Raw genomic sequence first — 25,897 nt, 5'->3', positions numbered from 1 at the left:
CCAGCCGAGATCCCCGATGGCTGGATCGGCCCGTCGTGTCATGCGGGGCGTGGTGACCGGATCGCGGTGAGCAGCAGGGCGATGTCGTCGGCCCGGTAGGAGGAGCCGCGGGCGTTGTGCAGGAGCCGGTCGGCGAGTTCGTCCAGTGAGTCCGCACGGGCGTGGGCCAGGGTTGCTCGCAGGCGGTCGATGCCCACGTCGATGTCGGTTCCGGGCTCCTCGACCAGGCCGTCGGTGTAGAGGGCGAGGACGGACCCCGGCGGGAGGTCGATCCGGGTCTCGGGATAGGTGCTCGCGCGCTCCACGCCGAGGACCGGTCCGACGTCCAGGTCGAGGGCATCGGTCGTCCCGTCGGGCCTGCGGAGCAGCGGTGGGGGGTGGCCGGCGGTGACGGCGCAGGCGCGGTGGCCGTGTGCTCCGAGGTGGATGTAGCAGCAACTGGCCAGCAGCCCGGCGTCGAGGTCGAACAGGGTTCGGTTGACGCCCGCCATCGCATCGCCGGGCGTGTGCCCGACGGCCGCGAAGGCCCGGACCGCGCTGCGCAACTGCGCCATGGTGGCCGCGGCGGCGATGCTGTGCCCCTCCACGTCTCCGATGACGAGACAGACCCCGCTGTCGGTGGGGATGACGTCGTACCAGTCGCCGCCGATGTCCATTCCGCTGGTGCCGGGCAGGTACCGCACCACGGTGCGGATGCCCGGGACCTTCGGGAGCCGGTGCGGCAGGAGCGCCTGTTGCAGGCCGCGCGCGAGGGCGAACTCCGAGTCGTAGAGCCGCGCTCGTTCCAGAGCCTGGGCGATCAGCCCGGCGAGCGCGGTAAGGACGCCGCGGTCCTTCTCCGTGAACGGATGGATCTCGTCGAAGCCGAGGACGCAGGTGCCGACGGGGTGGCTGGAGGCGATCAGCGGCAGATACGCCCAGGAACTCACCGCGTCCGTGGGGATGCCCGGGTAACCCCGGGAAAGGGCCTGCTGCGACTCGATGAAGAGCGGGGTGCCGGACGTGAGGGTCTCCGTACCGGGCAGGCGGGCGTGCAGCGGTACGCCCTCCAGCCATTCGAGGAAGTCTTCGTGGCCGCCGGTGTGGAAGAGCAGGTGCATCGTCGCGTCGCGGACCACGTAGATGGCCAGCCGCTGGCCTCCGAAGGCGGGCAGGAGCTGGTCGGCCACGACTTCACAGACCTGCTGGGCGGTGACCGCCTCGGTCAGTGCGCTGCCCAGCTGCAGGACGTGATACATGACGCCCAGACGCGCCGGCGCGGTGGCGGTCGCCGTCGCCGTCGCGGGCGGGGAGGCGGATGGTGCGGATGCCGGGGGCGGCTGCCCGACGGGCACGACCCGGACGGTCACCCCGTCCGCCTCCGGGTGGAGGGAGAAGGCGAGCCACCGGTCGGGGGAGCGGCAGGCCGTGAAGGAGGCCGGCGCCTGGGAGATCATCGCGGAGCGGTGCCGGTACTCGATGTCGGGATCGGACAGCCACGGCAGCAGTCCGTCCCAGAGCAGACGGCCCGTCAATTCGTCGGCGGAAACCCCCAGCAGCCGCAGGGCGCTGCGGTTGGCGTAGGTGACCCGTCCGTCGGGGGAGAGGGAGAACAGTCCGTCCCGCAGCCGCTCGACCGCCGCGACGGCCACCTGGCCGGCGCGGGCGTCCACGACCGCGCCGACGAGGTGGGCACGTGCCCGCATGTCGTCGGCCTCGGGTACGCGGACCCACAACTCGACGGTGCGGTACCCCTCGCCGCCGTGCTCGTGGTCCGGCAACCGCAGGCGTCGGGTGGTGGTCGAGCCCTTCACGGCCGCCTCCCGGGCGCAGGACCGGAAAGCGGCGAGATCGCCGGGGTGGAGGCGGGAAGCGAGCGTTTCGGCTCGTCCGTCGAAAGCACGCGGGTCGAGACCGAAGATCGCGCAGAGCTCGTCGTCCGCGGTGAAGGCGCCGGAGGCGGAGTCCCATTGGAACAAGCCGACCCGCACGGCCGCCGTCGAGGGAGCCGGGGTCTCGACGGGCACCGTTCCCGGGTCGCATTCCACGGGATCGCCGGTACGGGCGCGGAGTGCGGACAGGGCGTCGCCCAGCCGGTCGGCGACGCTCCGCAGGCGGCGGCGCTGTGCCTTGGGCAGCCCTTCGCCACCCGGGGATGCCGCCCAGACGATCGCCAGGGACCCGAAGGTCTCCCCGCCTGTGCCCACGGGCACGGAGCAGGAGCCGAAGGCGTACGGGAGAGCCACCGCGAGCTGGGGATACCGGCGCATCGTCTCCTCCGCGTCGGCCAGGTGGACGGTGCGGCCCGAGCCGTACGCCACGGCGATCGGGATGGGACTGCTCACCGGAATGAGGCGCCAGCCACCGAGCAGGGAGGGCGGCACCCCACACGTCGCGGCCAGCACGACCGACCGGCGATCGCGGGAGCGGAGAAAGACGCTTCCCGAGTACGCGATGGTTCCCTCGACGGCTTCGACGACGGCTGCAGCGAGGAGATCCTCACGCTCCGCCGTCTCGCCGACGGTCATTCCGTGCATGCTTCCAGTGTGCGCAGGTCCAACCCGGGCCGGCCCGGCCGTATCGGCAACCCAGGGTGACGAGCGGCTCGCAGACCGCAGCCCCCGTAACCGTTTCCGGAGACTGGTGTCCGCAGGCTCGACGGACCGCTGATGAGGGCTGCTGACGCAGCCGAGTCCGTCTCCGGAGCGGCTCCCGAGCCTGGACGGATCCCTGGCCGCAGTCCCTGACCAGCGGAATCGGCCGGCCGGAGCGGGGGCAGGATCTACCCGACAGTTCCGTAGGGTGCGGCAGTTCGGCGAGGAGAACGGCTACCCCGTCCTACCTTGGCCGGCCTTCAAGTGCGACCCTGAACTCGTCGCTGAGGCCCGGCTGGTCGCGGCCTCCGTGCTCGACGCCGAGGGACTGTGGGCGGAGTCGATGGACGGCGTGCAACTCCACTTCGTCCGAGGTGGAACCACGATCCTCGCATGGGTGCTCACCCGCGTGAGGACGGCCGAACCTCTCTCCCCGTACCCCGGCTGCGGCTACCGTGGCGGTACGACCCGTATGGAGGAGCCCGTGAGCGCGCAGCCTGAAGAAGCCCCCGCCCCGCCGGCCCCGGCTGCCGCGGCCCGACTGCTCGCCCGCCTGCGCGCCGACCGGCGCGCCGACACCTGGGTGCCGGCCTTCGAACGGGACTGGGCCAAGGCCCTGGAGGACTCCCGCCACAGTTACAGCCTCACCCCGCTGCACGACGTCGTACGCGGCTGGCAGCTGCGCGTCGCCGCTGCCCCGGCTGTCGACGCGTACATGGACTCCGGCCGTGACGAGACCGGTTTCGTGGACCTGGACGACGTCCTCGGCTCCCGCCGCTGACCGGTCAGCCATGGGCGCTGCGCTCCCCCTGGGGCTGACGCACGAGAGGAACCGCCGTACTGCGGTCCGGGGTGGTCAGGGGAGGAAGGTCACTGCCGGGAAGGCCGGGGACGGCCCGTCGAGCGGGCGCCCCGGGTGGTGGCGCAGGTGCTCGTCGAAGAACGCGAGCGGGTACGCCTGCTGGATCTTCACCGCCTGGTCGGGATCGAGCGTGCCGATCGCGCCCTGGAGCCGCTGCGCGCTCCATCCGTACAGCTTCGCCACCTGTGGGTACAGGGCCTCATTGTCGCCGTACGAGATGTGGGCGGCGCCCTGGGCCTGGATGTCCAGCCGCCAGCCCCTCAGGTGTGACCAGAATGCGGCGGCCTCGGGGTCCGTGGCCCGGGTGAAAGCGGCGGACATCATCATGAACGGTCGGTCCAGGTCGCCGGCCAGCGGCGGGTTCATCTGCATCGGGCCGTCGAGGCTCAGCCCCGCCCGGATCCGCTTGTCCGCGAGCGTGGCGCACGCGGTGGCCGTCCCACCCTTCGACCAGCCGAGCGCGCCGATGCGCCGCAGGTCGAGGGAGCCGAGCAGCCCGGCCGACAGCTCCCTGCGGTCGACGTCGGGATTGCACCCGGCGGCGAGCTGCTCGACGCAGTCGAGGACGAAGCGCAGGTCGGCGGCGAAGTCCCCGGGCATCGTCGGCGCCGGCCGGTCGCGGAGCGGGACGGCGATCCGGCCGTCGGGGAACTCGGTGTACGTGTCGTACTGGTGAGCTATCGTCACGACCGCGTGCCCGTGGCTCGCGAGCTCTTGGACCATGACGGTGTGGTCGCCCTGGTGACTGCGAGCGCCGTGCGAGAACAGGACGACGGGCAGGCGTTGGCCCGATCGCCGCACCGGAGCACCCACGTGACCGGCAGTGAGCGGCCCCAGAGAAGCCAGATCGCTGAACCCGACATCGGCGAGGAACGCCTGAAACGCGCCGGACGGCATCCAGGGCGCCACCGGGTACCGCTGGGCGTCGCGGGCGGGGTACCAGACGCTCGCCATCAGCTCGCGGAAGTGCCCGGGGCCCGCGATGTCGTCCGGACGCGACCGGTCGACGAGGTGCAGCTGGACCGTGCCGACCGGGTACGGCCCGGTCGGTGCGGGCAGCGTGAGCCGCGTCGCGGCAGGGGCGGCCGTAACGGGGTCGGCCCACGCGGGACCGGCAACGGAGGCAAGGGGCACGGCGGCCCCGGCAACCAGCGCGGCTCCCAGCATTCCGCGGCGCGTCATGCCCTTCCGGCTGGTGGACGGCGTGGTGGTCATGGGCCCTGCCGTGGTGGCGGATCGTCAACCGTGCCGCGACGGCCAGTCCGTGGGCACAGCTGAAACCTGTCATGTCCCCCTCCCTCGCGGCATCGGCCCACGGGCTTACACCCCGGGGTTGATGTGATCGGCGCCGCCGCTGCGGTCCGCTTCCGTCCGCAGGCGATGTCGCAGGGCCTGGACGAGCCAGGGGTGCACCGGGATCAGGTCCGGTACCACCTGCCATCCGTTGACGATCCACACCAGCCGCCAGTACCGGTCCACCCGGGGGTCGTGCGCTTCCTCGAACTGCTGGGCCATCCAGTCCCGGAACTCGGTGTCAGGGGTGCGCGCGAGCGCCTCGGCGAAGCGGTGCACGAGGTCGTCGGCGACGGCTGCGCCCTCGTCGCCGAGCGGGTCGACGCCCGACCCCATCGCACCGGATACCTTCTGGCGGGTGTAGTCCATCAGTTCCTCGCCGGCCTCGTTCTCGATGCCGAGCGTGCGCCCAGCGGCCTGACAACCGGCCGTCCGCCGCATCCGGGCCCGGAAGTCCTCGTCGCCGACCAGCTCGACGAGTTCCACCCATGCGGCGACCTGCTCGCTGGACGGATCATCGGGGAGGTCGGGTGTGGCGGCGCGAACCATGGCCGCCGCGGCCGGGTCGGCATCCGTGGTGTGGAAGGTTTCGTTGATGAAGTCGTCGATCAGACGGCGGCGTTCCCCGCCGGACAACTGCGTGAGCCTGTGCATGAGCTTGGTCTCCTCGGGACCGGACCCGCATCTGGCCACGGCCTGCAGAACGCTCCGACGCAGTTGCAGCACCCGGATCTGGACCCCGATCGCGTCGGCCTGCGCCGCGGCGACTTCGGCCACGGAGAGCTCGCGGTCCAGTACCCGTTGAATCGTGGCCAGGTCCATGCCCAGCTCACGCAGTGTGCGGAGGAGCTCCAGACGGAGCAGTGCGTCGAGGTCGTAGAGCCGGTAGCCGGCGGGACTTCGGGTGGTCGGCGCTACCACCCCCGAGTCGGAGTAGAACCGGATGGTCCTCACGGACAAGCCGGTCCGCCGGGAAAGCTCCCCGATCGAGTAGAGGGTCGTATCGTCCATGCCCCCACTCTGCTGTCTCCAGTCACTGGAGACTCAAGGCCCCGACGAAGGCGGGGCGCTCCCGGCGGCCTGCCGGCGCGTCAGGGCGGTGGCAGGGTCAGGAACCGTCCACGACGGGTGGGTGTTGACCTCGGCCACCGTGGCTCCGGCCAGGTTCCTGTAGCGGTTCGCGATCGCTTCCGCCCGGCCGGCGGGCAGCGTTCCGTCCTGCTCCGCGGCGCGCGCGATGATCTCTTCCGGTCCCAGGTCCCGGTTGGCCAGGACGACCGCGTCGACGGTCGGGCGGCGGATGCCGTCGTAGCGGTGGAGCGCCGCCGCCGGGTCGGGTCCGTGCGCCAGGCACCAGGCCAGGACGCGGGCGTCGACGATGGACTGTGATCCGCCGTTCATGCCCATCGGGAACATGGGGTGGGCGGCGTCGCCGAGCAGGGTGACGCGCCCGAAGCTCCAGCGGGGCAACGGGTCGCGGTCGAGCATCGGGTACTCGAAGACGGCCGGGGAGCGTTCGGCGAGCGTCTCCAGGTCGATCCACGGCAGGTTCCAGTCCGCCAGGCCGGCGCGGGCCTCTTCCGGAGCGACACGGCGGCTCGACCGGGCCCGCGAGCCGGCCGGCTCTGCGCGCCGTACCTCCAGCACCCAGTTCAGCAGGGCCTCGCCGCCCTCGGTCTGCGGGTCCTCGATCGGGTAGGCGACGAATTTCGCCCCGGGGGTGCCGCCGGCCACCACGATGGAACGGCCGTCGAGGAGCTGCGGGGAGCGAGCGACCCCGCGCCACATGTGCACACCGTTCCAGTGGGCGGGGCCCTCGTCGGGGTGGAGCTGTGCGCGCACGGCGGAGTCGATGCCGTCGGAGCCGATCAGTACGTCGGCGTCCTCCACCACCGGGGTACCGGTCGTGCGGTCGGTGAAGTGGGCCCGGACGCCGGTCCCCGTCTGCTCGAAGCGCTGGAACAGCCGGCCGGTGTGGAGGGAGTCCGGCCCCAAGCGGTCGTGCACCGCGGCCAGCAGCATGACGTGGAGACGGCCGCGGTGCACCGAGTACTGCGGCCAGTGATAGCCGGCCGCCAGTCCGAGCTCCTCCTCCCACACCGGAGCGCCCGACCGGTCGTGGTAGCCGAGTCGGTGCGGGGGCAGTGCGATCGAGGCCAGTTCCCCGGCCAGGCCGAGTTCGGCGAGTTCGCGGACGGCGTGGGGCAGCAGGTTGATCCCCACACCGACCGGCTCGATGGTCCGCGCGGCCTCGTGCACCCGGGGCCGGAAGCCGGCGGCGTGCAGGCTCAGCGCGCAGGTCAACCCCGCTATTCCGCCGCCCACGATACTGACCCTCATCGCTGTGTTCCTGCCTTTCGTCGGTCGTGCCGGCCGGGCTCGTCGGCGGGAGACCCGGCCGTGGACGAGGACCGGTCAGTCGGTGGCTTCGGCGGCGGTCGGGTATCCGGCGCGCTGGGCGGCGCCGGTGGCGAGCACCTGGCGGCGGGTGGGGGCAGAACCCATGGTGTGACTTCTTCCCGGTGGACGGCAGCGTGAACGGGTCTCGCCCGGCGCTTGGCCGGGCGAGACGTCCTGGTGCGGGGGACGGCCTACGCCTGGCCGCCCGCCCCCTGGGCGGCCTGGGCGATGACGGCCGCCACGACGGCCGGGCGGGAGACGTAGACGGCGTGGCTGCCGGGGGTCTCGGTGACGACGGCCTTCGCCCGGTCGGACATGGCGCGCTGGGCGGGCGGCGGGATCATGCGGTCGTCGGTGGCGACCAGGTACCAGGACGGCTTGGTCCGCCAGGCCGGCTCGGAGACCGCCCCTTCGAGCGCCTCGACGCCCCAGGGGACCTGGGAGTCGGCCATGAACGCCGCCGTCTTCTCGGGCACGTCGGCGGCGAAGGAGGCCGCGAAGCGGTCCCGGTCGAGGAACAGGAACCCGTCCTGGGGCGGCAGGATCGGGGGTACCGGTGCCCCGGGCGGCGGGTCGGCGATCAGGGTGCTGACGGACTCGCCCTCGTCGGGCGCGAACGCGGCGATGTAGGCGAGGGCCGCCACGTTCGGGTGGGCGCCGGCTTCGGTGACGACGACACCGCCGTAGGAGTGGCCGACCAGCACGGCCGGCCCGTCGAGGCCGTCGAGGACCTGTCGGGTGGCGGCGACGTCACCGGCCAGCGACAGGGTCGGGTTCTGTACGACGGCCACCCGGTAGCCGTCGGCGGTCAGGTGGTCGTAGACCCCCTGCCAGCCCGATCCGTCCACGAAGCCACCGTGCACGAGCACGATGTTCCTGATGGTTGCCATGGTCGCTCCTGAGCTGGAGGGACAGGCCATGCCGTCTGTCCCGGTGCACGAGAGTCAAGCCGTGGTGAGGAGGACGGACCATGCGGAACAGCACGCAGAAGTACGGGCGGGACCTGGCAGGGCCGTGTCGGCCTCCTGCCCCGCCCGCCCCCGGGGTCGCCGGGTGGTTCCGAAGGGAGCAGGGCCGGAGCAGGGCTCGTACGGGGCGCCCGCCGCGCCGCGTCGCCGGGAGCAGCGGCCGCTTCCGCGTCGGACGGAGCGACGGGACCGGCGGCAGGCCGACCGGGACGGCCATGCCGGGCCACGGAGCGTCGCAGCCATGACGTCACCCTCGCGGACAGTGCCTCCCGCTCGGCCAGGGGCTCCTCCCTGTGGAGCCGGTCGCGGGCGAACAGGCGGACCAGGTCGTGGAAGCGGAAGCGGCCCGCGGCGCCGTCGTGGAGCAGGCCGAGGTCGACGAGGTCGTCGAGAGCGGCCCAGGCGTCCTCGACCGACACCCCTGCGGCGACCGCGGCCAGGTCGGCGTCGAAATCCTGTCCCGGTAGCCCGGCCAGCCGCCGGAACATCCGCCTGGAGGAATCGGAGAGTTGCGCGTACGACATCCCGAACGCATGGGCGATCTTGAGATCGCCGGCCGTGAACTGATCCAGCCGGCACCCCTCGTTCGCCAGCCGTGCGGCCAGCTCGTCGGCGTCCCACCCGGGGCGGCTGAGCAGCCTGTTCCCGATGATCCGCAGGGCCAGTGGCAGACCGCCGCACAGCTCGGCGAGCCGGGTGAGGGCCGGTTGCCGGTCGGATACGGCTCCTCCGCCCAGGATTCCGCTCAGCAGTTGTGCGGACTCCGGAAGCGACAGGGGCCCGAGCGCGAGCCTGCGTACGCCTTCCAGCCCCGCGAGCAGGCGGCGCGTGGTGATCAAGACCCGGCTCGCGCCCCCTCCCGGCATCAGAGCCCGCACCTGTTCCTCGGACGTGGCGTTGTCGAGGACCACCAGCGCACGCCGGTCGCGCAGCAGCGACCGGTACAGGGAGGCGCGCCCCGGTACGCCGTCCGGGATCTGGCGCTCCGCGACACCCAGGGCGCGGAGGAGCGAGCGCAGCGCGTCGCCGGCGGACAGCGGCTGCCGGGACATGCCGCACAGGTCCAGGAAGAGCACCCCGTCGGGGAAGCTCGGCCGGACGGCATGGGCGGCACGGACCGCGAGCGCGGTCTTTCCCAGCCCCGCGGTACCGGTGATCAGCCCCACCACACCGGTACCGGGAGCGCTCTCCTCGTACACGAGCCGGCTCAGCCAGACCCGTTCGGCCGTGCGACCGGTGAAGTCCGTTACCGAGCAGGGCAGTTCGCAGGGGCTGCCGGGGCGTTCCCTGTGGCCGCGTAACCGTCCGTCACGGGCCAGACCGACGAACCGCTCCCGGACGTCCCCTTCCAACGAGAGGGCGTCCGCCAGAGCGGCCACGGTCCCGTGCTGGGGTCCCCTGCTCCGCCCGCGCTCCATGTCCGACAGGGCCCGGGCGCTGACCCCCGACAGCTCGGCCAGCCGTTCCAACGTCATCCGTGCCGCGTGCCGATGACCGCGCAGCACCTCTGCGAAACCGGGACGTCCAGAAATGGAGCACACTTCCTCTCCGCTGCACGGTGTGGCCCGACGGGCGGACGAATCACACGAAGGACATTAGAATCCGGGCGGACGCCGTCGCTTCCGTCATCTGACGTAGGCCCGGTCGGCCTGTCGTGCAGCCCGCTCCGGGCGGGGGAGGGAGCGAACGTGACCGACGGGTCCGGGGCGGAACAGGACGGCTCCCTGATCGGCCGCGAGGACGAACTGGAACGGTTGGGCGTCTTCCTGGCCGGTCCACCGCGCCACGGCGGATCGCTCGTGCTGGCCGGCGAGCCGGGAATCGGGAAGACGGCACTGCTCACCGCCCTGACCGGGAGGGCCGAAGCCACGGGAACGCCCGTGCTGCGAGCCACCGGCGTGCAGTACCGGACACAGGTCGGCTACGGCGCCCTGCAACAGCTCCTCACCTCCTTACCCGGGACCCGGTCCAGGGCGGAGCGGATGCCGGCGCTCGCCGGGGTCCTGGGATCCGAGCCGGACGCGGCCCCCGGCCACGACGTGGTCACCGAAGCCGTGGTGGCGTTGATGGCGGACTCCTCCCGTGAGGTGCCCGCACTCCTGGTACTGGACGACGCACAGTGGCTGGACCGGCCGAGCGCCGTGGTCCTCGGGCAGGTGGCGCGCCGGCTCCCGGGGACGGGAACGGGTCTGGTGTGCACGGTCAGGCCGGGGGAGCAGGGCTTCTTCGACCACAACGGGCTCCCCCTTCACGAGTTGGGTCCGCTCGGCCAGGCCGCCTCCGACGCGTTGCTCCGCCGCCGCTTCCCCGCGCTCGCCCCGAGGGTCCGGCGGCGTCTGATCGCCGAAGCCGAGGGCAATCCCCTCGCCCTGCTGGAACTCCCCGCCGCCCTCACCGAGTCCCAGCGCACCGCCTCCCGCGCCCTGCCGGGCCGTATCCCGTTGACCCGGCGGCTCCAGTCGACGTTCGGCTCCCGCATCGAGGACCTGCCACCGGCCACCCGGCACCTGCTGCTCGTCGCCGCGCTGGAGGGCAGCGGAAACATGCTGGTCGTGCGCCGCGCGGTAGCCGGGCGGTGCGACCTCGGACACTTGGCTCCAGCCGAGCGCACGGGACTCGTCCGGGTCGACGACGCGACCGGACGGCTGGCCTTCCGGCACTCGCTCGTCCGCTCCGCGGTGGTGGAACTGTCGACCAGTGACCAACGGCGCAACGTCCACCGGGCGCTCGCGGAGGCCTGGACGGAGGTCCCCGAACAGCGGGCCCGGCACCTGGCGCAGGCCGCGGAGGAGCCGGACGAACAGATCGCCGCGCTGCTGGAGGAAGCCGCCGACATCGGCGCCCGCCGCGGCGACGGACCGGACGCGGTGTCGGCGCTCGTCCGCGCCGCCGAACTCAGCCCGGCGCCGAACGCGTACGCCCGACGGCTGGCCAAGGCGGCGTACGTGGGCGCGAACCTCACCGGCGACGTACGCCACGTTCCGCGGTTGCTGGACGAAGCCCGCCGGGCCGGCCCCGACGCCGACTCCCCGGCCGCCGCGGTGGCCGCAGCCATGTACCTGCTCAACAGCTACGGGGACATCGACACGGCCCACCGTCTGCTGTCCGGCGCGATCGCCCTGCAGCCCGAACCGTACGACCTGACCGACGCCACCCTGTCCGAGGCGATGTCCACCCTGTTCATGGTGTGCGTCCACGCGGGCCGCCCCGAGTTGTGGTCGGACTTCGATGCGGCACTGTCCAAGTGCACCTCCGTCCCCGACACCCTGGAACTGCTGCGGGCCACCTTCGCCGACCCGGCCCGGGCCCGCCCGGCCGACTGGGAACGGCTCGACTGCGCCATCCGGGCGCTCCCCGGCACCCCGGATCCGGTGCGGATCGTACGGATCGCCACCGCCGGCGCCTACGCGGACCGACTCGGCGCGATGGAAGAACCGCTCCGGCTCACGGCCCGCGGCGGACTCGGCGGGCAGAACATCTTCCCCGCCATCCAGGCCTCGTTCCTGTGGAGCAGCCACGCCTGGTTCAGCGGCCGCTGGCCGGAGTTGCGGCAGGTGGCCGGGCAAGGGCTGCGCTGGTGCGAGGAGCTCGATTACCCGCTGCGCTCCTGGACCGGAAAGTTCGTGCTGGCGTGCGTCCACACCGTCTGCGGTGACTACGCGGCCGCCGGCGCCCTGGCCGACCAGATGGACCAGTGGGCCGGGTCCCGCCGGGGCCACGCCGTCGGCTGCTACGCCGCCCACGCCCGCGCACTGATCGCCCTGTCACGAGGCGACTTCGAAGGAGCCCACCGCCAGACCGCCAGGATCACGCCGACCGGAACCTTCTCACCCTTCGCCGGGCACGCCGTGTGGGCGATCATGGACCAGGTCGAGGCCGCGGTGCGTACGGGCCGACGCGCGCAGGCCGCCGAACACGTCAGGGCGGCCCGCGAGGCGGGCCTCGCAGCAGTGTCCCCGCGGCTGGCCATGGTGCTGCTCGCGTCGGCGGCGCTGGCGTCGGAGCGCGACGCCGAGGCCGTACGGGGCCTGGACGCCGCCCTGGCCGTCGAGGGCGCCGAAGGCTGGCCCTTCGACCACGCCCGCGTTCACCTCTACCTCGGCGAGCGCCTCCGCCGCGCCAAGGCACCGGCCCGGGCGCGGACGCACCTGAGCGCCGCGGCGGAAGCGCTCGGGCGCCTCGGCGCGCACCCGTGGACGGAGCGGGCCCACCAGGAGCTGCGCGCCTGCGGCACCCCGGTGCCCCGGCCCGGAGCCTCCGCTCTGACACCGCAGCAGCGGGAGACCGCCCGCCTGGCCGCAACGGGCCTGACCAACAAACAGATCGCCGAGAAGCTGGGGCTTTCGCCGCGCACCGTCTCGACGCACCTCCACCAGCTCTTCCCGAAACTGGGCATCGCCAGCAGGGCCGCACTGCGCGATGCGCTGGAGCGGCTGGACCACCCCTGAGCGGCCACACCCGTGCCTCGCCGTCAGAACGGACGTGGCGCCATGACCTGGTCTTCCACACCGTCTGCCAGAAGTACGCACTGCGGCGTACCTGGGCCGGGCGTCGCGCGCACGGCGACCTCGACCGGCGGATCGGACGGCAGCTCCACGTCCAAGGTGACGGGCTGGTCGCCGCGGGTCGTCCCGTGCCCCGTCTCCTTGCCGTCCACGAGGACCCACACCACAGGGGTGCGGCCCGTCTGGACGGTGGCGCTGACCGAGTGCCCGGCGTACTCGATGTGGAAGTGATGACGTCGTCTCATCGGCGCGCCTCCCACCGGATCCCTGGCCTCGGCCCCACTCCCAGGGTAGCCACCGTGCCTTCCCGCAGCCCGTCGAACCTCAGGTATCGCCTGCGGGCAGCGCGTCGGAGGACAGCAGGTCCTTGGCCCTGCGCTCCATGAGGACCGGCAGGTAGGCGCGCACGCGTGCGTACCTGAGCTCTTCGTACGCCGTTTGTGCCGACTTCTGTACCAGGTCGACGTCGAGTGCGGGGTGGCTCTTGATCAGGCGCTCGGCTACATGGCGGCTGGTGAGGGCATCGTCCGATTCCGCGATCACGTACCTCGGTCCTTCCTCGGGGATCGCCTTTTCCACAGTGTCGCGGAGTCGGTTCCGGCCCGGAAGTCGATCTTTCGCCGCCGTGCGCGGCCGGTGGTGGCACAGGTCGGCAGCAAGCTGCCCGCCCTCTGCCGGTGCTCCGCCCTTCAGGTACATCAGCTGGGGCATGATCTGCGGCGCGCGGATTCTCTCGGACGGGAGACCTTCTCGGGCGTCGCGAACAAATGGGCGCTCCTGATCATCGAGGCCCTCGGAGGGGACACCCTGCGGTTCGGCGAGCTGCGGAACGAGATCGAAGGCATCAGCCACAAGATGCTCACCCAGAACCTCCTCGGATGCCCGCCATTCAGTCGTCGTTGCTCTCGCCACTGTTGCCCGTGTTCTCGTCACCCGCTTCCCGGCCGCCGCTGCCCCGGCGGGAGCTCCGGCCTCCGAGATGCCACCGCCGTCACCCGGGCCACCGTCGGCGTCCGGTGCGTCCGGTGCGTCCTCCGGTTCGACCATCAGCACCCCGGCCGGATGAACAGTGGTCAAAATCCCGAGGGCGCCACGCCTGCGTGGTGCCCTTCCCTACGCGGTCGGCGGTGTGGAACGCAGGCCTTCGAGCAGGGCGGTCAGGTAGCGGTGGGCGGTGTCGATCCGGTCGGCGGGGGTGGCGCCGCCGTGGATGTGCACGGCGTGTGCGATGCCGCACATGAGCGGAACCAGGTCGGCGGGGGCCAGGTCGGGGCGGACCGCCCCGGCGGTGCGGGCCCGGTCGAGGAGCGCGGTGCCGGCCGACCACAAGGAGCGCGTGAGTTCCGTGGTGCGCGGCAGGGCGTGCGTCGGCGCGGCGGTGACGGGAGCCAGGGAGGCGTCGGTGACCTGCGCTTCGACGGTGCGGGTCAGGAAGCCTTCCAGCGCGCGCCAGGCGTCGGCTTCGGCCAGCGCCCGCTCGCCGTGGACGGCCAGGGCTTCCAGACCGGGGGCGGCGACCGTCTCCAGCAGCGCCTCGGGCGTGGCGAAGTGCCGGTAGACGGTGCCGACTCCGAGTCCGGCGCGGCGGGCGACGTCGTTGAGCTGCAACGGTGTGCCCTCGTCGACCAGAGCGCGGGCGACGGCGACGATCCGCTCCCAGTTGCGGGCCGCGTCCTTGCGCAGTGGCGTCGTCGTCATGGGGACATGCTATCCGGATGGCTGATCCGGATAGCCGTGTGCCCGTGCCCGGATGGCCGGTCGGGCCGGGTCAGGGCGGCGTGAGGGGTGCGTGCCGCTCGCTGAGGCGGCGTACGGCCTCGGCGGCGCGGGGGTCGGCCGCATGGCGGAGCGGGGCCACCGGTCGGGCCCGGGGGCCGATGACGACGCCGGTCCGTCCCGTCAGGGTTTCGTCCGTGGCGGCGGCGATAGAAGGCCGGGCCGCGACCGACGCCGGACCCGAAGTGGACCGGGCGAACCGGCGGCGCACCAGTGGCCACAGCAGTCGCAGGGCGGGTGAGACGATCTTCGGGTCGGTCAGGGTGCCGTCTGTCATGTCGGTCGCGGCGCCGCCGGGGTCGGCGGCGAAGACCGATACGCCCGTGCCGTCGAGCCGTGCCGCCAGGTCGAGCGTGTAGGTGAGGTTGGCGAGTTTGGCGCGGCCGTACCAGTGGAAGCCGTAGTAGCCGCCCGGCGGTTCGACGGCGTCGAACCCCCGCTTGGCGACCCCGACCGCGCCCGAGGTCACGTTCACGATCCTGCTCGGCGCGCCGGCGGTCAGCGTCGGCAGCAGGAGCTCGGTCAACAGGTACGGCGAGAGGTGGTTGACGACGAACGAGGCCTCGACTCCGCCCAGGTCCCGCCGCTCCGGGAACATCGCCCCGACGTTGTTGACCAGTACGGTGAGCGGTTGGCCCGAGGCGGCGTGGTCGGCGCTGATCCGGCCGGCGAGGGTGCGTACGTCGTCCAGAGAGGCGAGGTCGGCGGACAGGAACCGGGAGGGACGGGCCGGACCCGTCGCGTTGATCCGGTCGACCGCCCGGGCGCCCCGCTCGGCGTCCCGCCCGACCACTGTGACCGAGAACCCGGCAGCTGCCAGCCCCAGGGCCGTCTCCAGGCCGATACCGGCCGTTCCGGCCGTGACCACGGCTGTCCTCTTCATGAGGCGTCCACCTCCAGACAATCATCCGGATGATCTATCCGGTTCGCTCGACCGTACCATGTATGCGGATTGCCTATCCGTTTCATGTGGCGCCACAGGGGCGCCACGAGCGGTGCCGGTCGCACAGGACGCACGGATCAGAGGACGGTCGTCACGTGAATCAAGTCCCCTTCGTCACCCTCGACAACGGCACCCGCATGCCCCAACTGGGCTTCGGGCTGTGGCGCGTGCCGGACACCGGGGCGCAGGCCGCCGTCGCGACCGCCCTCGAAGCGGGATACCGCAGCATCGACACGGCCGCCGTGTACGCGAACGAGAGGGGCGCGGGCCGGGCGATCTCCGCCTCGGGGGTGCCGCGCGGGGAGCTCTTCGTCACCACCAAGCTGTGGAACGACCGCGACGAAACATGGAGCCGGGACAACGTGCTGCGCGCGTTCGACGCCTCCCTCGACCGGCTGGGCCTCGATCACGTGGACCTGTACCTGATCCACTGGCCGCGCCCGATGCACGAGGAGTACCCGGCCATCTGGCGGACCTTCGAGGAGATCGCCGGGAGCGGGCGGGCCAAGGTCGTCGGCGTCTCGAACTTCGGCCCTGCCCAGTTGGCGCGGCTGCACGCCGAGAGCCCGCTCGTTCCGGCCGTCAACCAGGTCGAACTGCACCCGTACTTCCGGCAGCGGGAACTGCGCGAAGCCCACGCCGCCCACGGCATCGCGACCGAGGCCTGGGCCCCGCCCGGCCAGGGCAAGGACCTGCTGGCGGAGCCCGCAGTGCTCGCCGTCGCAGGCAGGCACGGCCGCAGTGCCGCCCAGGTCGTGCTGCGCTGGCACCTCCAGCAGGGCGTGATCGCCATCCCCAAGTCGGTCACCCCCGCCCGGATCCGCGAGAACCTGGACGTCTTCGGCTTCGAACTGGACGCGTCCGACCTGGCCGCGCTGGGCGGGCTCGACTCGGGCCGCCGGCTCGGCCCCGCCCCCGAGACGTCCGACCCGCCCCGGCTCGGTGGCAGGCCCTCCCGCTGGCGGCGCATCGCCCGCCGGATGTCGGGGCTGGTCAGCCCCAGTCGGGGCCGGGGGCCCGGTGGAGGGTGATCAGCAGGCGCCAGACCCGTCCCGCGATCTCGGCCGGGGTGGCCTCGATCAGGCCGTGGAGCCAGTCGGCGAGGATCCCGGCGAAGGTCGCGGCCACGGCGGAGGCGATCAGGTCGGGCTCCGGGGCGCCGGCCAGGGCGCGCTCGGCGCGACTGCGGGCGCGCAGGTCCTGGTGGAGGACGAGGCCGAGCGGCCCGCCGCCGCCCGGGCGCAGCAACTCGCGGTAGAGCCCGGCGTGTTGGGGGAGCGAGTCGAAGAAGGCGGTCAGGGCCGGCGGTGGGGCGGCGGGGTCGGGGACGCCGCGCCAGGCGTGCAGGGCGTCCACGGCCGCACGGACGATCTCGGCGCAGGCGTCGACGGACAGCGCCTCCAGGTCGGCGTAGTGGAGGTAGAACGTGGCCCGGCCGACCCCGGCCCGGCGCACCAGGGCCGCGACGCTGACCGCCTCCAGCGGGCGGCTCGCGCACTCCTCCAGCAGGGCTGTGCGCAGCTTGGCCCGGGTCCGTTCCGTACGGGGGTCTTCCGGCACGCCGCTCACCCGGCCAGCAGGACGGCGCCGAGCGCGAGTGCGCCGGGCAGCGCCTGGGCGAGCAGGATGCGCCGGTTGGCGGTGAGGCCCCCGTACACCCCGGCGACCAGTACGCAGCCGAGGAAGAACACCCGGACCTGGAACCCGGTCGGGTCGGCGGCGAACAGGCCCCAGAGCAGGCCGGCGGCCAGGAATCCGTTGTACAGGCCCTGGTTCGCGGCGAGCGGAGCGGTGGCGCGGGCGAGTTCCGCGTTGAACCCGGAGAGCTTGCGGCCGGGGGCCCGCTCCCACAGGAACATCTCCAGCACCAGGAAATACGCGTGCAGTGCGGCCACCAGGCCGACCAGTACGGTCGCGGTCGTCTCCATGGGTGTAGCCCCTCCCTGAGATGTCATGGACAGATGTCCAGAATACATGGACGGCTGTCCATGAACTACCTTCCCCCCCCACGTGGCCGCCCGCCCGTCAGGAGCGCAAGGCCGCGGCTGCCGGGCGCGCACCCGCGAACGAGCGGGAGGAGCTGCTGTGCACCCTGTTCGCCGAAGTCCTCGGGCTGCCGCAGGGCGGCGTGGACGACAACTTCTTCGAGCCGGGCGGCCACTCCCTGCTGTCCATCCGGCACATCGGCCGGATGCGTGCCGCCACCGGGGCCGATCTGTCCCCGCGCCGTCTGTTCGAGACCCCGACGGTCGCCGCGCTGGCGCCCCTCGCCCCGCGGCCCGGCACCGGCCCGGCGGCGGACGCCGACCGTGCCACCGGCGACAACCCCGACGTGATCACGGAGGACCGGCGGCTCGACCCGGCCGAGGTGTCCGGCAACGGGTACGTCGCCGGGCCGGGCGATGGCCGCCATCGGAGCGGCCCCGGACCGGGCCGGATCCGGGGGAGCCGGAGCCGGCCGTCGACATCGTGCCCGTCGACTACGTCGCCGCCGCCATCGTCCGGCTGTCGCCGAACCCCGACGCGCAGGGCCGGGCCCACCACCGGAACCGGACCGAACTGCTCCCCGTCCGGGCGCTGGAGGAGGCACTGCGGGAAGCCGGGTACCGGATCGAGGGCCTGCGCCCGGACGTGTGGCGCGACCGGCCGGCCGCCGCGACGGAAGAGGCCGTCTCCGCCGGTGACGGCGCGCTGGTGGCGGCGATGCTCCTCAGCGACCGCAACCCGGGCCGCTCCGCGGTGGACGTCCGGTACGACCAGTCCAGCACGCTCAGCACACTGGCCGGTTCCGGCATTGAGTGCCCGCCGGTCGACGCGGCACTCCTCGGGGTCTGCGTCCGCTACCTCGCGGGCACCGGGTTCCTGCCGCCGCTCCCCGCCTGGCGAGGGCCACGGAACCGCGGGGGCGCCCGGCGGACCTGGTCCGCCGGGCGCCCCCGGTACCTCAGCTGCCGGAGGCGGGCACGGGCCCCGCCTCCGGGGACCGTGCCGCTTCCAGGTACTCCTCGCGGACCTCGCGGGAGCCGAACGGCCAGACCTTCTCGAACCGGGCCCACACGACGAAGGCGACGCAGCCGAGGCCGAGCCAGGCCAGGGACCACTCGATCGGGTGGCGGCCCGGCGCGTTGTGGTCCGCGTACCCGTAGATCACCAGCCAGCCGACGAGCGCGACCACCGACGGAAGCGGGTACAGCCACATGCGGTACGGGCGCGGCAGTGCGGGCTGCCGCTTGCGCAGCACGGTCAGGGCGGCGATCTGCGCGAGCGCCTGGACCAGCACCATCACCGTGGTCAGCAGCTGGATCAGGGTGACCAGGTCCGTGTGCCGGCCGATGAGGAAGCCGACGGCCGTGATGGCGCCCATGGTGGCCAGACCCAGTACGGGGAACTGGTGCCTGGGGTGCATCTTCGCGTACGCGCGGAAGAACACCCGGTCGCGTGCGGCGTCGAAGGGCACCCGGGAGCCGCCGAGCAGCCCGGTGAAGACGGAGGCGAAGGCGGTGACCAGGATCAGTACGGTGACCACCTGGGCCGCGCCCCGGCCCCAGGTCTCCTCCAGCACGGCGGAGGCGACCGAGGTGGCGGCGACGTCCTTCGGGTCGAGCATCCGCTGCCAGTCGATCACGCCGAGCGCGCCGACCTGGAGGAGCAGGTAGATGGCCATGATGCCGAGGATGGACCAGACCGTGGCGCGCGGCAGGGTGCGGCCGGGATCCTTGATCTCGGCGCCCATGTAGGCGGTGGTGTTGTAGCCGAGGTAGTCGTAGATGCCGATGGTCAGCCCGGCGGCGAAGCCGGCCCAGAACGTCGTGGAGGTGAAGTCGAAGGCGCCCGCGGGGTAGTCGAAGGCGCGCCCGGGGCTGAAGTGGGTGACGGCGGCGATGATGACGAGGGTCACCGCAGCGATCATCACGACCCACATGACGGTGGTGATGCGCGCGATGTGGGAGACGCCCCGCCACAGCAGCAGGACGACGAGCGCGATGACACCGAGCCCGGTCAGGTCCCCGGCGGTCTGCCCCAGGCCGGGCGCGAGGTAGCCGAGGTACTGGACGAAGCCGACGACCCCCGTCGACATGATCAGCGGAATGAAGAGCATGGCCGTCCAGACGAACAGGAACGGCACGAGGCGGCCCGTTCGGTACTGGAAGGCCTGGCGGAGGTAGACGTAGCTGCCGCCGGAGCCGGGCAGCGATGCCCCGAGCTCGGCCCAGACGAGTCCGTCGGCGAGGGCCAGGACCGCGCCCGCCAGGAAGCCGACGACGGCCTGGGGACCACCGAAGGCGGCGACCATCAGCGGGATCGTGACGAAGGGGCCGATGCCGCACATCTGGCTCATGTTGATGGCGGTCGCCTGGAACAGGCCGATCCGGCGGGTGAAGCCGCCGTTCGCGGGCGGGGATCCGGACATGGGGGGCTCCCTGAGCGGGTGGTGGTTCGGAAGGCAGGACGGAGCACCGCAGGGCCTGTTGAGGCGCAGTACGGGCTCTCGGGCGCTCAAGTTAGGAACCTTTACTTATGTGCGTCAAGAGTTGCGGGCGCGGCACGTGCGGATGCGCCGAGCCGCGGCCGGGTGAGGCACCCACCGTGCGGAGGCGTCATGACGCACGGGCGGCCGGAGTCCCTACTCCGGGAGATCCGCCGGGAAACACCGGCCCACCAGGAGTGATGCGAGAATGTTTGCGTGATGGGCAGTGACGGGGGCGCCGAGCAGCCCTGGAATCCGCAACGCCAGCGCAGCGCCAACGAGCGGCTGCTGCTGGAGCGTCTGCGCACCGGCGGGCCGGCCTCCCGGGCACAGCTCTCCCGCGACAGCGGCTTGTCCAAGCCGACCGTCTCCAGTGCCCTCGCGGTACTGGAACAGGCCGGGCTGGTGCACGAGGTGGGCACGCTCTCCCTCGAACGGGGCCGGTCCGCCGTGCTCTACGCGCCGGATCCGACGGCCGGATACGCACTCGGCATCGACATCGGCCGCGGGTGGGTGCGGGTCGCCCTCGCGGACCTGGACGCGACCGTGGTGGCCCGCTCCGCCGTGCGCAACACCGCCCGCACCTCCGGAGTCCTGGCCGATCTCGTCGTCGGCGCGGCCCGCGCCCTGATGGAGCAGTCGGGAGTGGACCAGGCCAAGGTCACCCACGCCGTGGTCGGTACCCCCGGTGTTTTCGACGAGGAGTCCCGGCGCGTCCGTTACGCCCGGAACCTGCCGGGATGGGGGCGCCCCGGTCTCGCCGACCGGCTCGGCGACGGGCTCGGCATGCCCATCACCCTGCACAACGACGCCAACCTGGCCGCGCTCGGCGAATACGCCTTCGGTGTCGGCGCGTCCAGCAGGCTCTTCCTCTACCTGATGGTCGGCACCGGCCTCGGCATGGGAGTCGTCAGCGAGGGCCGGCTCTTCACCGGTGCCCATGGCGGCGCGGGGGAGATCGGCTTCCTCCCGTGGCCCGGCCGCGCACAACGCCCCGACGCCGAAGCCGTGGTGTGCGCGGAGGCCGTGGTCGCCACGGCCCGCGAGTACGGGATGACCGGACCGCTCACCGCCTCGGACGTCTTCGACGCCGCCCGCGCCCGGGTCCCCGCCGCGCTGAAGGCGGTGGAGACCGAGGGGGAACACCTCGCCCTGATCGTGGCCGCGGCCGCCGCGGTCCTCGACCCCGACCTCGTCGTCCTCGGCGGAGGCGTCGGCCAGAGCGCCGATCTCCTCCTGCCCGTCATCCGCCGCTCGCTGCGCACGCGCACGCCGCTGCGACCCAAGATCGTCGCCGGAGCGCTGGCCGAGGACGCGGTCCTCATGGGCGCCGTCGCGACCGCCCTGGACGCCGCCCGCGACATGGCCTTCCGGCGGCGCTGACCAGCCCGGAGACGAGGACCCGTCACCGCAGTCCCGGCAGGTGCTCGGCGACGTGCATCGCGTGCAGCGCCGCGTACTCCCCGTGCGTGCAAGGACCGTACGCCGGGTGGGGCGGATGCGGTCCGCCGTGCTCCAGAAAGCCGGCCACCACCTCCACCAGAGCCGCGAGGGCGGCCCCGGGCGGCAGTTCCGGGTCGGCGGGAGGCGCCCCGTCGATCCCGGCGTCGAGCGGATGGCGCATCACACCCCGTCGCAGGAACACGGCCTTGGCGAGGCGTCCGGCCGTCAGCCGGAAGAACCCGGGCCGCAGGAGCGGGTAGCCGGTCATGGAGTAGCCCACGCTCTGGGCGCAGTGCTGGAGCGTCAGGGAGAGGTTCCACGCGGCACCGGGGGCGAGCAGACGCTCGTCGAGGCGCCCGTCCTCCGCCGCGCACCGCAACCGCCGGACGAGCTCTTCGAGGCCGGGGCGTGACTCAGGGCCGGACATGGCGTTCGATCCATCCTGTGATGTGCGCGGCGATGTCTTCCCAGCCGTCCTGCGCGATGGTCCAGTGGGTGCGCTCCGCGAACTCGGTGTAGTCGACGGTCCCGGAGCGGTAGCGGCGGTGGTTGGCCCGGTTGAGGGACGCGGGCACGATCCGGTCGAGCCCGCCCCCGACCAGGAGCAGCGGTGCGCGGTCGGCCTTGGCGAAATCCACCGCGAAGGGGCTACGCCGCCGCCCCCAGACCGCGGTCCAGCAGGACCTGCACGAAGAGCCCGCCGAAGGAGTGGCCGACGAGCACCGACGGTTCCGGCAGCGCCGCGATCGCCCCGGCGTAATGGTCGATGATCCGCTTTCCGCCGAGCCCCGCCAGGACGTCCGGGTCACTGCGGACGGCCTCGGCGCCGCCCTCCTTGCCGGGCCAGGCGGGAGCGTGGCTGCGGTATCCCCGGGCCTCGAAGAAGGAGCGGAACGAGGCCCAGCAGTCGGGAGTCATCCAGGCGCCGTGGATGAACAGGACAGGCGGAGGGGGCACGGCGAAGAGTTCCTTCCAGGGGGATCAGGGCTCACAGCTGCGAGACAGAACGTTCTACCTCTTGCGGTGTCCAAGTCAAGCCAGCGCAAGACAGACCGTTCTGTTTCGCTGCTGCTACGGTGGCCGCATGCCCTCCGCCACCACGCCGCGCAAGGCCCCCGAGCGCCCCTCTTCCCCGTCCCCGGCGCGTGAGCGGCTACTGGCCGCCGCCGGCCGGGTGTTCTACGCGGAGGGCATCCACGCCACGCCCGTGGACCGGGTGATCGAGGAAGCCGGGGTGACCCGTGCGACCTTCTACCGGCACTTCCCCGGCAAGGAGTCCTTGGTCCTGGCGTACGTGGAACGGCGGGACGCCGAAGTCCGGGCGACCGCCGCGGAAGCCGCCGAGACCATCGCCACGCCCCTGGACCTGCTGCACGCGCTCGTCGCGGGCGTGGCGGCCGAGATCTGCCGTCCGGGCTTCCGCGGCTGCCTGTTCCTCAACGCCGCCGCCGAATATCCCGACCCCGGGAACCCGGTACGCGTCGCGGTGGCGGGCCACCGAGCCTGGCTCCGGGAGCTGCTGGCCGACCTCCTCTCCCGGGCCGGCCACCCGGACCCGCCCGCCGGCGCGGCGCTGCTCCTCATGCTCCGCGACGGCGCGATGGCCGCCGGCTACCTGGAGTCCCCGGAATCGGCACGGGTCCGGCTGACCGAGGCGGTGTCCACGCTGATCCGAGCGGACCGCCCGGACGGCCGGGGCGCGGACGAACCGTCCTCATAGCCGATAGCCGGCACGGGGGTCGGCGAGCCCGAGGGTGAGGCCGGTCCCGGTGCCCTTGAGGCACGCCTCCTTGCGGCACCGCATCCGGGCCGGTGCCGACGGCCGACCGGCGCCGGGCAGCCTCAGGAGCTCGGCGGACTCGTAGCGCAGTTGCTCACCTTCGCGCACCGGCCGGGTCCCGGGCCCCGCCGCCCGGGGCTGCCCGGGCCACTTCCCGGCCTCAGAGGTGACGAAGTGCCGCCTGCCGCGCGGGGCGGCATGAACCGAGCCCGCGGCCCCGCCGTTCCTCCGTTCACCGGGACTTCACCAGAAGTTCGATGAGGAGGCGAGGCCCTGATGGCCGTGGCTCAGCCGACAAGGGATGCCCGATGACCGTCGGACCACACCGCCCCCGTACGTGAGCCTCCGCTACTGCCGCCCTCGCCCGGCTCGGATGGACGGGGGCCGCAAGCTCCTCTCACCCCCACGTTCCCACTGGAAGGGGCACCGCCATGGCCGTGACCACCAAGAGGCCTGTACTGCGATCGCTCGCGGAGCCGCACCGTCATGCCGTGCCGGAGACGGATCCGGACAAGGCGTACGCCGAACTGCTCCAGGAAGTCCGAGTGGCCCAGACCGGAGTACAGACCCGAGTGGGGCGTTCCGAAGGCGGTCGTGCTGTTGGCGAGGCCGGAGGGCTGGCGCCACAGCATCCTCACCATGGAAGGCGGCATGCTCTGCGGGCACCTGAACGTGCCGATCGACACCGATCCACAAGACGCGCGGGCCGCGGCGGGCCGGATGGTGACGGAACTCGCGCGCGACTTCCACGACATCGCCGTCGAGGTGAGCTGGGACCCGCCTCAGGAGCCCTGGACTTGGACCGCTCAGGTCACGCCTGCCGCCGGGACCGGTCAGGACGGGTAGAGGGGGAGCTGGGCGCCCGCCACCGGGGCGAGGCCACCGCGCTCCGGGCTGGCGAGGCCTGCCGAGGGCTGCCTAGGACGGCCGGCTCGTTCCCGTGATGATCGTGTAGAGCTCGATGATGACACCGTCCCGTGTGCGGGCGATGTCCATCCCGCTGACCACCGGCGGTTGGCCGTCGGCCGGGCCGTAGTGGAAGCCGAGGTGGCCGATGTCGTCGAGCCCTGACGCGGGGCCCGTGGGCCGGAAGACCCAGCCCGGGGTCTCGGCGAGCAGCTCGGCGGCACGGCGTACGAACTCCGTGCGCCCGTGGTTGACGCGGTCCGGTTCGTGCCACACCACGTCTTCGGCGTAGTTCTCGGCGATGACCGCGGCCCGGCGGTCCGCGTCGGGTTCGCCGAAGACTTCGAGCAGGTTGACCCGCATCAGATCGGCGGGGGATCCGGTCATGGTGAGTCCGTTCGTGTGGGCCGGGTGGGTCAGGTCGCGACGGCCGGGGCCGTTCGGAGGGGTGCGAGGGCCGTGGTCCAGGCGAGCACCTGGTTGAGCATCGTGTCGAGCGCGCGCACGTTGTGGTCGCCGGGCCGGAAGACGCTGAAGTTCTCGAACTCGGTGATCAGGGAGAGCGCGACCTGCTGGCGCACATCGGCCATCTGGAGTTCGCCCGCGACCAGACGCAGGTGCTCGGCGGACCGCACACCGCCGGAGGCGCCGTAGGAGACCAGGCCGAGGGCCTTGTTGTTCCACTCGGCGTACAGGTAGTCCAGGGCGTTCTTGAGTACGCCGGGGATGCCGTGGTTGTACTCGGGGGTGACGATGACGAATCCGTCGTACGCGGCGATGGTCTGGGCCCAGCGCCGGGTGTGCTCGTTCCGGTACTGCCCGAGCGAGGGTGGCATCGGTTCGTCGAGGTGGGGGAGTGGGTGGTCGCGAAGGTCGAGCAGATCGAAGCCGGCGTCGGTCCGGCGCGAGGCGCGGTCGAGGACCCAGCGGGCCACCTGGTCGCCGACGCGGTGGGGCCGGGTGCTTCCGAGGATGATGCCGATGGTGGGCATGATGCGTGCCTGCCTTGTCGTCGTGCTTCGCGTCTGCGGGCCGCGCACGGTCTGGACGGTCCGTCCGAGAGAATCCATTCAAACGTTTGATTAAAAGTGTGGGCGGCAGGTGGTGTCGCTGTCAAGCAAGCGATTGAATTCATCGTGACGCCGGCACGGAAAGGTCTTTCGGCGGCTTCAGGCGCTTACGGGGTACCCCGGAACGCGCCGGTCACCACGGGGACGAGCATCCGTTCCACCCGCTCGGCGGGTTCGGCCGCCAGCTCGGCGCCGATGGGCGCCACTGCCAGCCAGTTCAGCATCCCGGCCGCGCAGCGGACGCGGAAGACGAGCTCGTGCTCGTCGGTCCCGGGGAGATGCGCGGCCAGGATCCGCACCGCCTGCCGCCGCGCCTGCTCGAACTTCCCGGCCAGCCGGTCCCACCCTTCGGGTGGGTCGATCCCGACCCGGGCCACGGTCCGTATCACGGCCAGGTCCCGCCCCCCGGCCGTGAGTGCGCTCATCATCGGCCGGGCGAAGGCCTCGGCCAGCTCGCTCAGGGTGGCAGTCCCCGTCAGGGCGTCGAGCTCCCGGATCTGTGCGTCCAGGTAGTGCTCCAGCGCGTGCTCGATCGCCACGTCGCACAAGGCCTTCAGCGACCCGAAGTGATAGCTCACCGCGGCCACGTTGGCCCCGGCGTTCTGGGTGATCTCGCGGAGGGTCACCCCCTCCTGCCCCCGTTGCGCGAGCAGCTCCAAGGCGGCTGTCAGCAGATCGTTCCGGGTTCGCTGACCTGCCTCGCGGCGAAGGTCCGTCTTGTCTGGGCTCACGCTAGAAGTCAAGCGACTGCTTGACTTCTATGTCAAGTGCATGCCCACGAGGGTGATGTTCCGGTGTGCGGGATGCGATCACCGAGTCGGACGCGGTCGTGTTCGCCGTTTGGTCCCGGACACCATCAAGGCGTTCGGCACCCTCGCTGCAGAGGTGCTCGCCGTGAGCGCGAACCGTA

General features: G+C 72.4%; 26 protein-coding genes and 2 pseudogenes. 8 read left to right on the top strand and 20 right to left on the bottom strand.

The genetic code is table 11. The features are described from left to right. Positions 1-38: 38 nt before the first annotated feature. The gene (locus tag SLAV_RS02265; RefSeq protein ID WP_234333435.1) at positions 39-2,516 is read right to left on the bottom strand and encodes a SpoIIE family protein phosphatase; all 2,478 of its coding nucleotides are present in this window, start codon (positions 2,514-2,516) and stop codon (positions 39-41) included. Between the two features lie 139 nt (positions 2,517-2,655). Between SLAV_RS02265 and SLAV_RS43355 the strand changes: the two genes are divergently transcribed. Beyond that, on the top strand, positions 2,656-3,354 hold the full coding sequence (locus SLAV_RS43355; protein ID WP_341869040.1) for a DUF6247 family protein: 699 nt from the start codon (positions 2,656-2,658) through the stop codon (positions 3,352-3,354). Between the two features lie 75 nt (positions 3,355-3,429). Here the strand turns inward: SLAV_RS43355 and SLAV_RS02255 are convergent, their stop codons facing one another. From SLAV_RS02255 to SLAV_RS02235, 5 genes are all read right to left on the bottom strand, one after another. After that, the gene (locus SLAV_RS02255) at positions 3,430-4,650 is read right to left on the bottom strand and encodes an alpha/beta hydrolase family protein (RefSeq protein WP_030226523.1); all 1,221 of its coding nucleotides are present in this window, start codon (positions 4,648-4,650) and stop codon (positions 3,430-3,432) included. 105 nt (positions 4,651-4,755) lie between these two features. Next, complete coding sequence (locus SLAV_RS02250) at positions 4,756-5,739, bottom strand: MerR family transcriptional regulator (protein ID WP_051840388.1); 984 nt, start codon at positions 5,737-5,739, stop codon at positions 4,756-4,758. 33 nt (positions 5,740-5,772) lie between these two features. Beyond that, complete coding sequence (locus SLAV_RS02245) at positions 5,773-7,068, bottom strand: FAD-dependent monooxygenase (protein ID WP_030226527.1); 1,296 nt, start codon at positions 7,066-7,068, stop codon at positions 5,773-5,775. A 251-nt stretch (positions 7,069-7,319) separates the two neighbouring features. Next, the gene (locus tag SLAV_RS02240; protein ID WP_030226528.1) at positions 7,320-8,018 is read right to left on the bottom strand and encodes an alpha/beta fold hydrolase; all 699 of its coding nucleotides are present in this window, start codon (positions 8,016-8,018) and stop codon (positions 7,320-7,322) included. Next, on the bottom strand, positions 7,937-9,601 hold the full coding sequence (locus SLAV_RS02235; RefSeq protein WP_267884251.1) for an XRE family transcriptional regulator: 1,665 nt from the start codon (positions 9,599-9,601) through the stop codon (positions 7,937-7,939). The genes SLAV_RS02240 and SLAV_RS02235 overlap by 82 nt, the downstream gene beginning before the upstream one ends. A gap of 183 nt (positions 9,602-9,784) precedes the next feature. On the opposite strand from SLAV_RS02235, the gene SLAV_RS02230 reads away from it, so the two are divergent. Further along, positions 9,785-12,544 carry an ATP-binding protein gene (locus tag SLAV_RS02230; RefSeq protein WP_030226532.1) on the top strand — a complete coding sequence of 920 codons (2,760 nt, stop codon included), beginning with the start codon at positions 9,785-9,787 and terminating at the stop codon, positions 12,542-12,544. A 23-nt stretch (positions 12,545-12,567) separates the two neighbouring features. Here SLAV_RS02230 and SLAV_RS02225 read toward each other — a convergent pair whose 3' ends face one another. Then, positions 12,568-12,846, bottom strand: coding sequence for a hypothetical protein (locus tag SLAV_RS02225; RefSeq protein WP_030226533.1), 279 nt, complete (start codon positions 12,844-12,846; stop codon positions 12,568-12,570). A gap of 79 nt (positions 12,847-12,925) precedes the next feature. After that, a complete protein-coding gene (locus SLAV_RS43570) occupies positions 12,926-13,300 on the bottom strand; it encodes a three-helix bundle dimerization domain-containing protein (protein ID WP_425276232.1) in 375 nt (124 codons plus the stop codon). Between the two features lie 3 nt (positions 13,301-13,303). On the opposite strand from SLAV_RS43570, the pseudogene SLAV_RS02220 reads away from it, so the two are divergent. Continuing rightward, a pseudogene (locus SLAV_RS02220) lies at positions 13,304-13,474 on the top strand (winged helix-turn-helix transcriptional regulator); the annotation flags it as partial. 240 nt (positions 13,475-13,714) lie between these two features. On the opposite strand, the gene SLAV_RS02215 reads toward SLAV_RS02220, so the two are convergent. Beyond that, positions 13,715-14,299: a TetR/AcrR family transcriptional regulator gene (locus SLAV_RS02215; protein ID WP_030226536.1), complete on the bottom strand. Its 585-nt coding sequence runs from the start codon at positions 14,297-14,299 to the stop codon at positions 13,715-13,717. A gap of 70 nt (positions 14,300-14,369) precedes the next feature. Continuing rightward, positions 14,370-15,260 carry an SDR family NAD(P)-dependent oxidoreductase gene (locus tag SLAV_RS02210; RefSeq protein WP_030226538.1) on the bottom strand — a complete coding sequence of 297 codons (891 nt, stop codon included), beginning with the start codon at positions 15,258-15,260 and terminating at the stop codon, positions 14,370-14,372. A 155-nt stretch (positions 15,261-15,415) separates the two neighbouring features. Here SLAV_RS02210 and SLAV_RS02205 point away from each other — a divergent pair, with 155 nt between their 5' ends. Next, positions 15,416-16,351 carry an aldo/keto reductase gene (locus SLAV_RS02205; protein ID WP_078950137.1) on the top strand — a complete coding sequence of 312 codons (936 nt, stop codon included), beginning with the start codon at positions 15,416-15,418 and terminating at the stop codon, positions 16,349-16,351. On the opposite strand, the gene SLAV_RS02200 is transcribed toward SLAV_RS02205, so the two are convergent. Both SLAV_RS02200 and SLAV_RS02195 read right to left on the bottom strand, forming a co-directional pair. After that, positions 16,314-16,880: a TetR/AcrR family transcriptional regulator gene (locus SLAV_RS02200; protein ID WP_199922128.1), complete on the bottom strand. Its 567-nt coding sequence runs from the start codon at positions 16,878-16,880 to the stop codon at positions 16,314-16,316. The genes SLAV_RS02205 and SLAV_RS02200 overlap by 38 nt on opposite strands. A gap of 5 nt (positions 16,881-16,885) precedes the next feature. Then, positions 16,886-17,248: a DUF1304 domain-containing protein gene (locus SLAV_RS02195; protein ID WP_030226544.1), complete on the bottom strand. Its 363-nt coding sequence runs from the start codon at positions 17,246-17,248 to the stop codon at positions 16,886-16,888. 20 nt (positions 17,249-17,268) lie between these two features. Between SLAV_RS02195 and SLAV_RS43565 the strand changes: the two are divergent. After that, positions 17,269-17,571: pseudogene (locus SLAV_RS43565) on the top strand (phosphopantetheine-binding protein); the annotation flags it as partial. Between the two features lie 693 nt (positions 17,572-18,264). On the opposite strand, the gene SLAV_RS02180 reads toward SLAV_RS43565, so the two are convergent. Further along, positions 18,265-19,731, bottom strand: coding sequence for an APC family permease (locus tag SLAV_RS02180; RefSeq protein ID WP_030226551.1), 1,467 nt, complete (start codon positions 19,729-19,731; stop codon positions 18,265-18,267). Between the two features lie 276 nt (positions 19,732-20,007). Here SLAV_RS02180 and SLAV_RS02175 point away from each other — a divergent pair, with 276 nt between their 5' ends. Then, on the top strand, positions 20,008-21,171 hold the full coding sequence (locus SLAV_RS02175) for an ROK family transcriptional regulator (RefSeq protein ID WP_030226553.1): 1,164 nt from the start codon (positions 20,008-20,010) through the stop codon (positions 21,169-21,171). A 22-nt stretch (positions 21,172-21,193) separates the two neighbouring features. On the opposite strand, the gene SLAV_RS02170 is transcribed toward SLAV_RS02175, so the two are convergent. From SLAV_RS02170 to SLAV_RS41710, 3 genes are read right to left on the bottom strand one after another with little or no spacing between them, the layout of a single operon-like run. Further along, a complete protein-coding gene (locus SLAV_RS02170) occupies positions 21,194-21,658 on the bottom strand; it encodes a DUF1569 domain-containing protein (RefSeq protein ID WP_030226554.1) in 465 nt (154 codons plus the stop codon). After that, entirely contained in the window at positions 21,645-21,869 is a 225-nt protein-coding gene (locus tag SLAV_RS41715; protein WP_030226560.1) for an alpha/beta fold hydrolase, read from the bottom strand. The genes SLAV_RS02170 and SLAV_RS41715 overlap by 14 nt, the downstream gene beginning before the upstream one ends. A 10-nt stretch (positions 21,870-21,879) precedes the next feature. Next, positions 21,880-22,188, bottom strand: coding sequence for an alpha/beta hydrolase (locus tag SLAV_RS41710; protein WP_030226561.1), 309 nt, complete (start codon positions 22,186-22,188; stop codon positions 21,880-21,882). A 127-nt stretch (positions 22,189-22,315) separates the two neighbouring features. Between SLAV_RS41710 and SLAV_RS02160 the strand changes: the two genes are divergently transcribed. Then, on the top strand, positions 22,316-22,951 hold the full coding sequence (locus SLAV_RS02160; protein WP_051840392.1) for a TetR/AcrR family transcriptional regulator: 636 nt from the start codon (positions 22,316-22,318) through the stop codon (positions 22,949-22,951). Here the strand turns inward: SLAV_RS02160 and SLAV_RS41705 are convergent. After that, entirely contained in the window at positions 22,946-23,119 is a 174-nt protein-coding gene (locus tag SLAV_RS41705; RefSeq protein ID WP_199922129.1) for a hypothetical protein, read from the bottom strand. The genes SLAV_RS02160 and SLAV_RS41705 overlap by 6 nt on opposite strands. Positions 23,120-23,605: 486 nt before the next feature. Between SLAV_RS41705 and SLAV_RS02150 the strand changes: the two genes are divergently transcribed. After that, positions 23,606-23,857 carry a hypothetical protein gene (locus SLAV_RS02150; protein ID WP_030226564.1) on the top strand — a complete coding sequence of 84 codons (252 nt, stop codon included), beginning with the start codon at positions 23,606-23,608 and terminating at the stop codon, positions 23,855-23,857. Between the two features lie 72 nt (positions 23,858-23,929). Here the strand turns inward: SLAV_RS02150 and SLAV_RS02145 are convergent, their stop codons facing one another. The 3 genes from SLAV_RS02145 to SLAV_RS02135 all read right to left on the bottom strand — a co-directional run bounded on the left by SLAV_RS02145 (position 23,930) and on the right by SLAV_RS02135 (position 25,718). Further along, positions 23,930-24,304, bottom strand: a complete 375-nt coding sequence (locus SLAV_RS02145; protein WP_030226566.1) for a nuclear transport factor 2 family protein — start codon at positions 24,302-24,304, stop codon at positions 23,930-23,932. Between the two features lie 29 nt (positions 24,305-24,333). Next, on the bottom strand, positions 24,334-24,909 hold the full coding sequence (locus SLAV_RS02140; protein ID WP_030226568.1) for an NADPH-dependent FMN reductase: 576 nt from the start codon (positions 24,907-24,909) through the stop codon (positions 24,334-24,336). Between the two features lie 185 nt (positions 24,910-25,094). Continuing rightward, positions 25,095-25,718, bottom strand: coding sequence for a TetR/AcrR family transcriptional regulator (locus SLAV_RS02135; RefSeq protein WP_030226570.1), 624 nt, complete (start codon positions 25,716-25,718; stop codon positions 25,095-25,097). Between the last annotated feature and the right edge of the window lie 179 nt (positions 25,719-25,897).

The sequence above is a fragment of the Streptomyces lavendulae subsp. lavendulae genome, assembly GCF_002803845.1.
GTDB classification, from domain to species: Bacteria; Actinomycetota; Actinomycetes; order Streptomycetales; family Streptomycetaceae; genus Streptomyces; species Streptomyces lavendulae.
This window is presented reverse-complemented; position numbering and strand designations above follow the sequence as displayed.

What these genes read in the sequence shown, in the direction of transcription:
- SLAV_RS02265 (WP_234333435.1), bottom strand. Translation starts at nt 2,516, where the DNA reads ATGCACGGAATGACCGTCGGCGAGACGGCGGAGCGTGAGGATCTCCTC.
- SLAV_RS02255 (WP_030226523.1), bottom strand. Translation starts at nt 4,650, where the DNA reads ATGACCACCACGCCGTCCACCAGCCGGAAGGGCATGACGCGCCGCGGA.
- SLAV_RS02250 (WP_051840388.1), bottom strand. Translation starts at nt 5,739, where the DNA reads ATGGACGATACGACCCTCTACTCGATCGGGGAGCTTTCCCGGCGGACC.
- SLAV_RS02245 (WP_030226527.1), bottom strand. Translation starts at nt 7,068, where the DNA reads ATGAGGGTCAGTATCGTGGGCGGCGGAATAGCGGGGTTGACCTGCGCG.
- SLAV_RS02240 (WP_030226528.1), bottom strand. Translation starts at nt 8,018, where the DNA reads ATGGCAACCATCAGGAACATCGTGCTCGTGCACGGTGGCTTCGTGGAC.
- SLAV_RS02225 (WP_030226533.1), bottom strand. Translation starts at nt 12,846, where the DNA reads ATGAGACGACGTCATCACTTCCACATCGAGTACGCCGGGCACTCGGTC.
- SLAV_RS43570 (WP_425276232.1), bottom strand. Translation starts at nt 13,300, where the DNA reads ATGTACCTGAAGGGCGGAGCACCGGCAGAGGGCGGGCAGCTTGCTGCC.
- SLAV_RS02215 (WP_030226536.1), bottom strand. Translation starts at nt 14,299, where the DNA reads ATGACGACGACGCCACTGCGCAAGGACGCGGCCCGCAACTGGGAGCGG.
- SLAV_RS02210 (WP_030226538.1), bottom strand. Translation starts at nt 15,260, where the DNA reads ATGAAGAGGACAGCCGTGGTCACGGCCGGAACGGCCGGTATCGGCCTG.
- SLAV_RS02195 (WP_030226544.1), bottom strand. Translation starts at nt 17,248, where the DNA reads ATGGAGACGACCGCGACCGTACTGGTCGGCCTGGTGGCCGCACTGCAC.
- SLAV_RS02180 (WP_030226551.1), bottom strand. Translation starts at nt 19,731, where the DNA reads ATGTCCGGATCCCCGCCCGCGAACGGCGGCTTCACCCGCCGGATCGGC.
- SLAV_RS02175 (WP_030226553.1), top strand. Translation starts at nt 20,008, where the DNA reads ATGGGCAGTGACGGGGGCGCCGAGCAGCCCTGGAATCCGCAACGCCAG.
- SLAV_RS02170 (WP_030226554.1), bottom strand. Translation starts at nt 21,658, where the DNA reads ATGTCCGGCCCTGAGTCACGCCCCGGCCTCGAAGAGCTCGTCCGGCGG.
- SLAV_RS02160 (WP_051840392.1), top strand. Translation starts at nt 22,316, where the DNA reads ATGCCCTCCGCCACCACGCCGCGCAAGGCCCCCGAGCGCCCCTCTTCC.
- SLAV_RS02145 (WP_030226566.1), bottom strand. Translation starts at nt 24,304, where the DNA reads ATGACCGGATCCCCCGCCGATCTGATGCGGGTCAACCTGCTCGAAGTC.
- SLAV_RS02140 (WP_030226568.1), bottom strand. Translation starts at nt 24,909, where the DNA reads ATGCCCACCATCGGCATCATCCTCGGAAGCACCCGGCCCCACCGCGTC.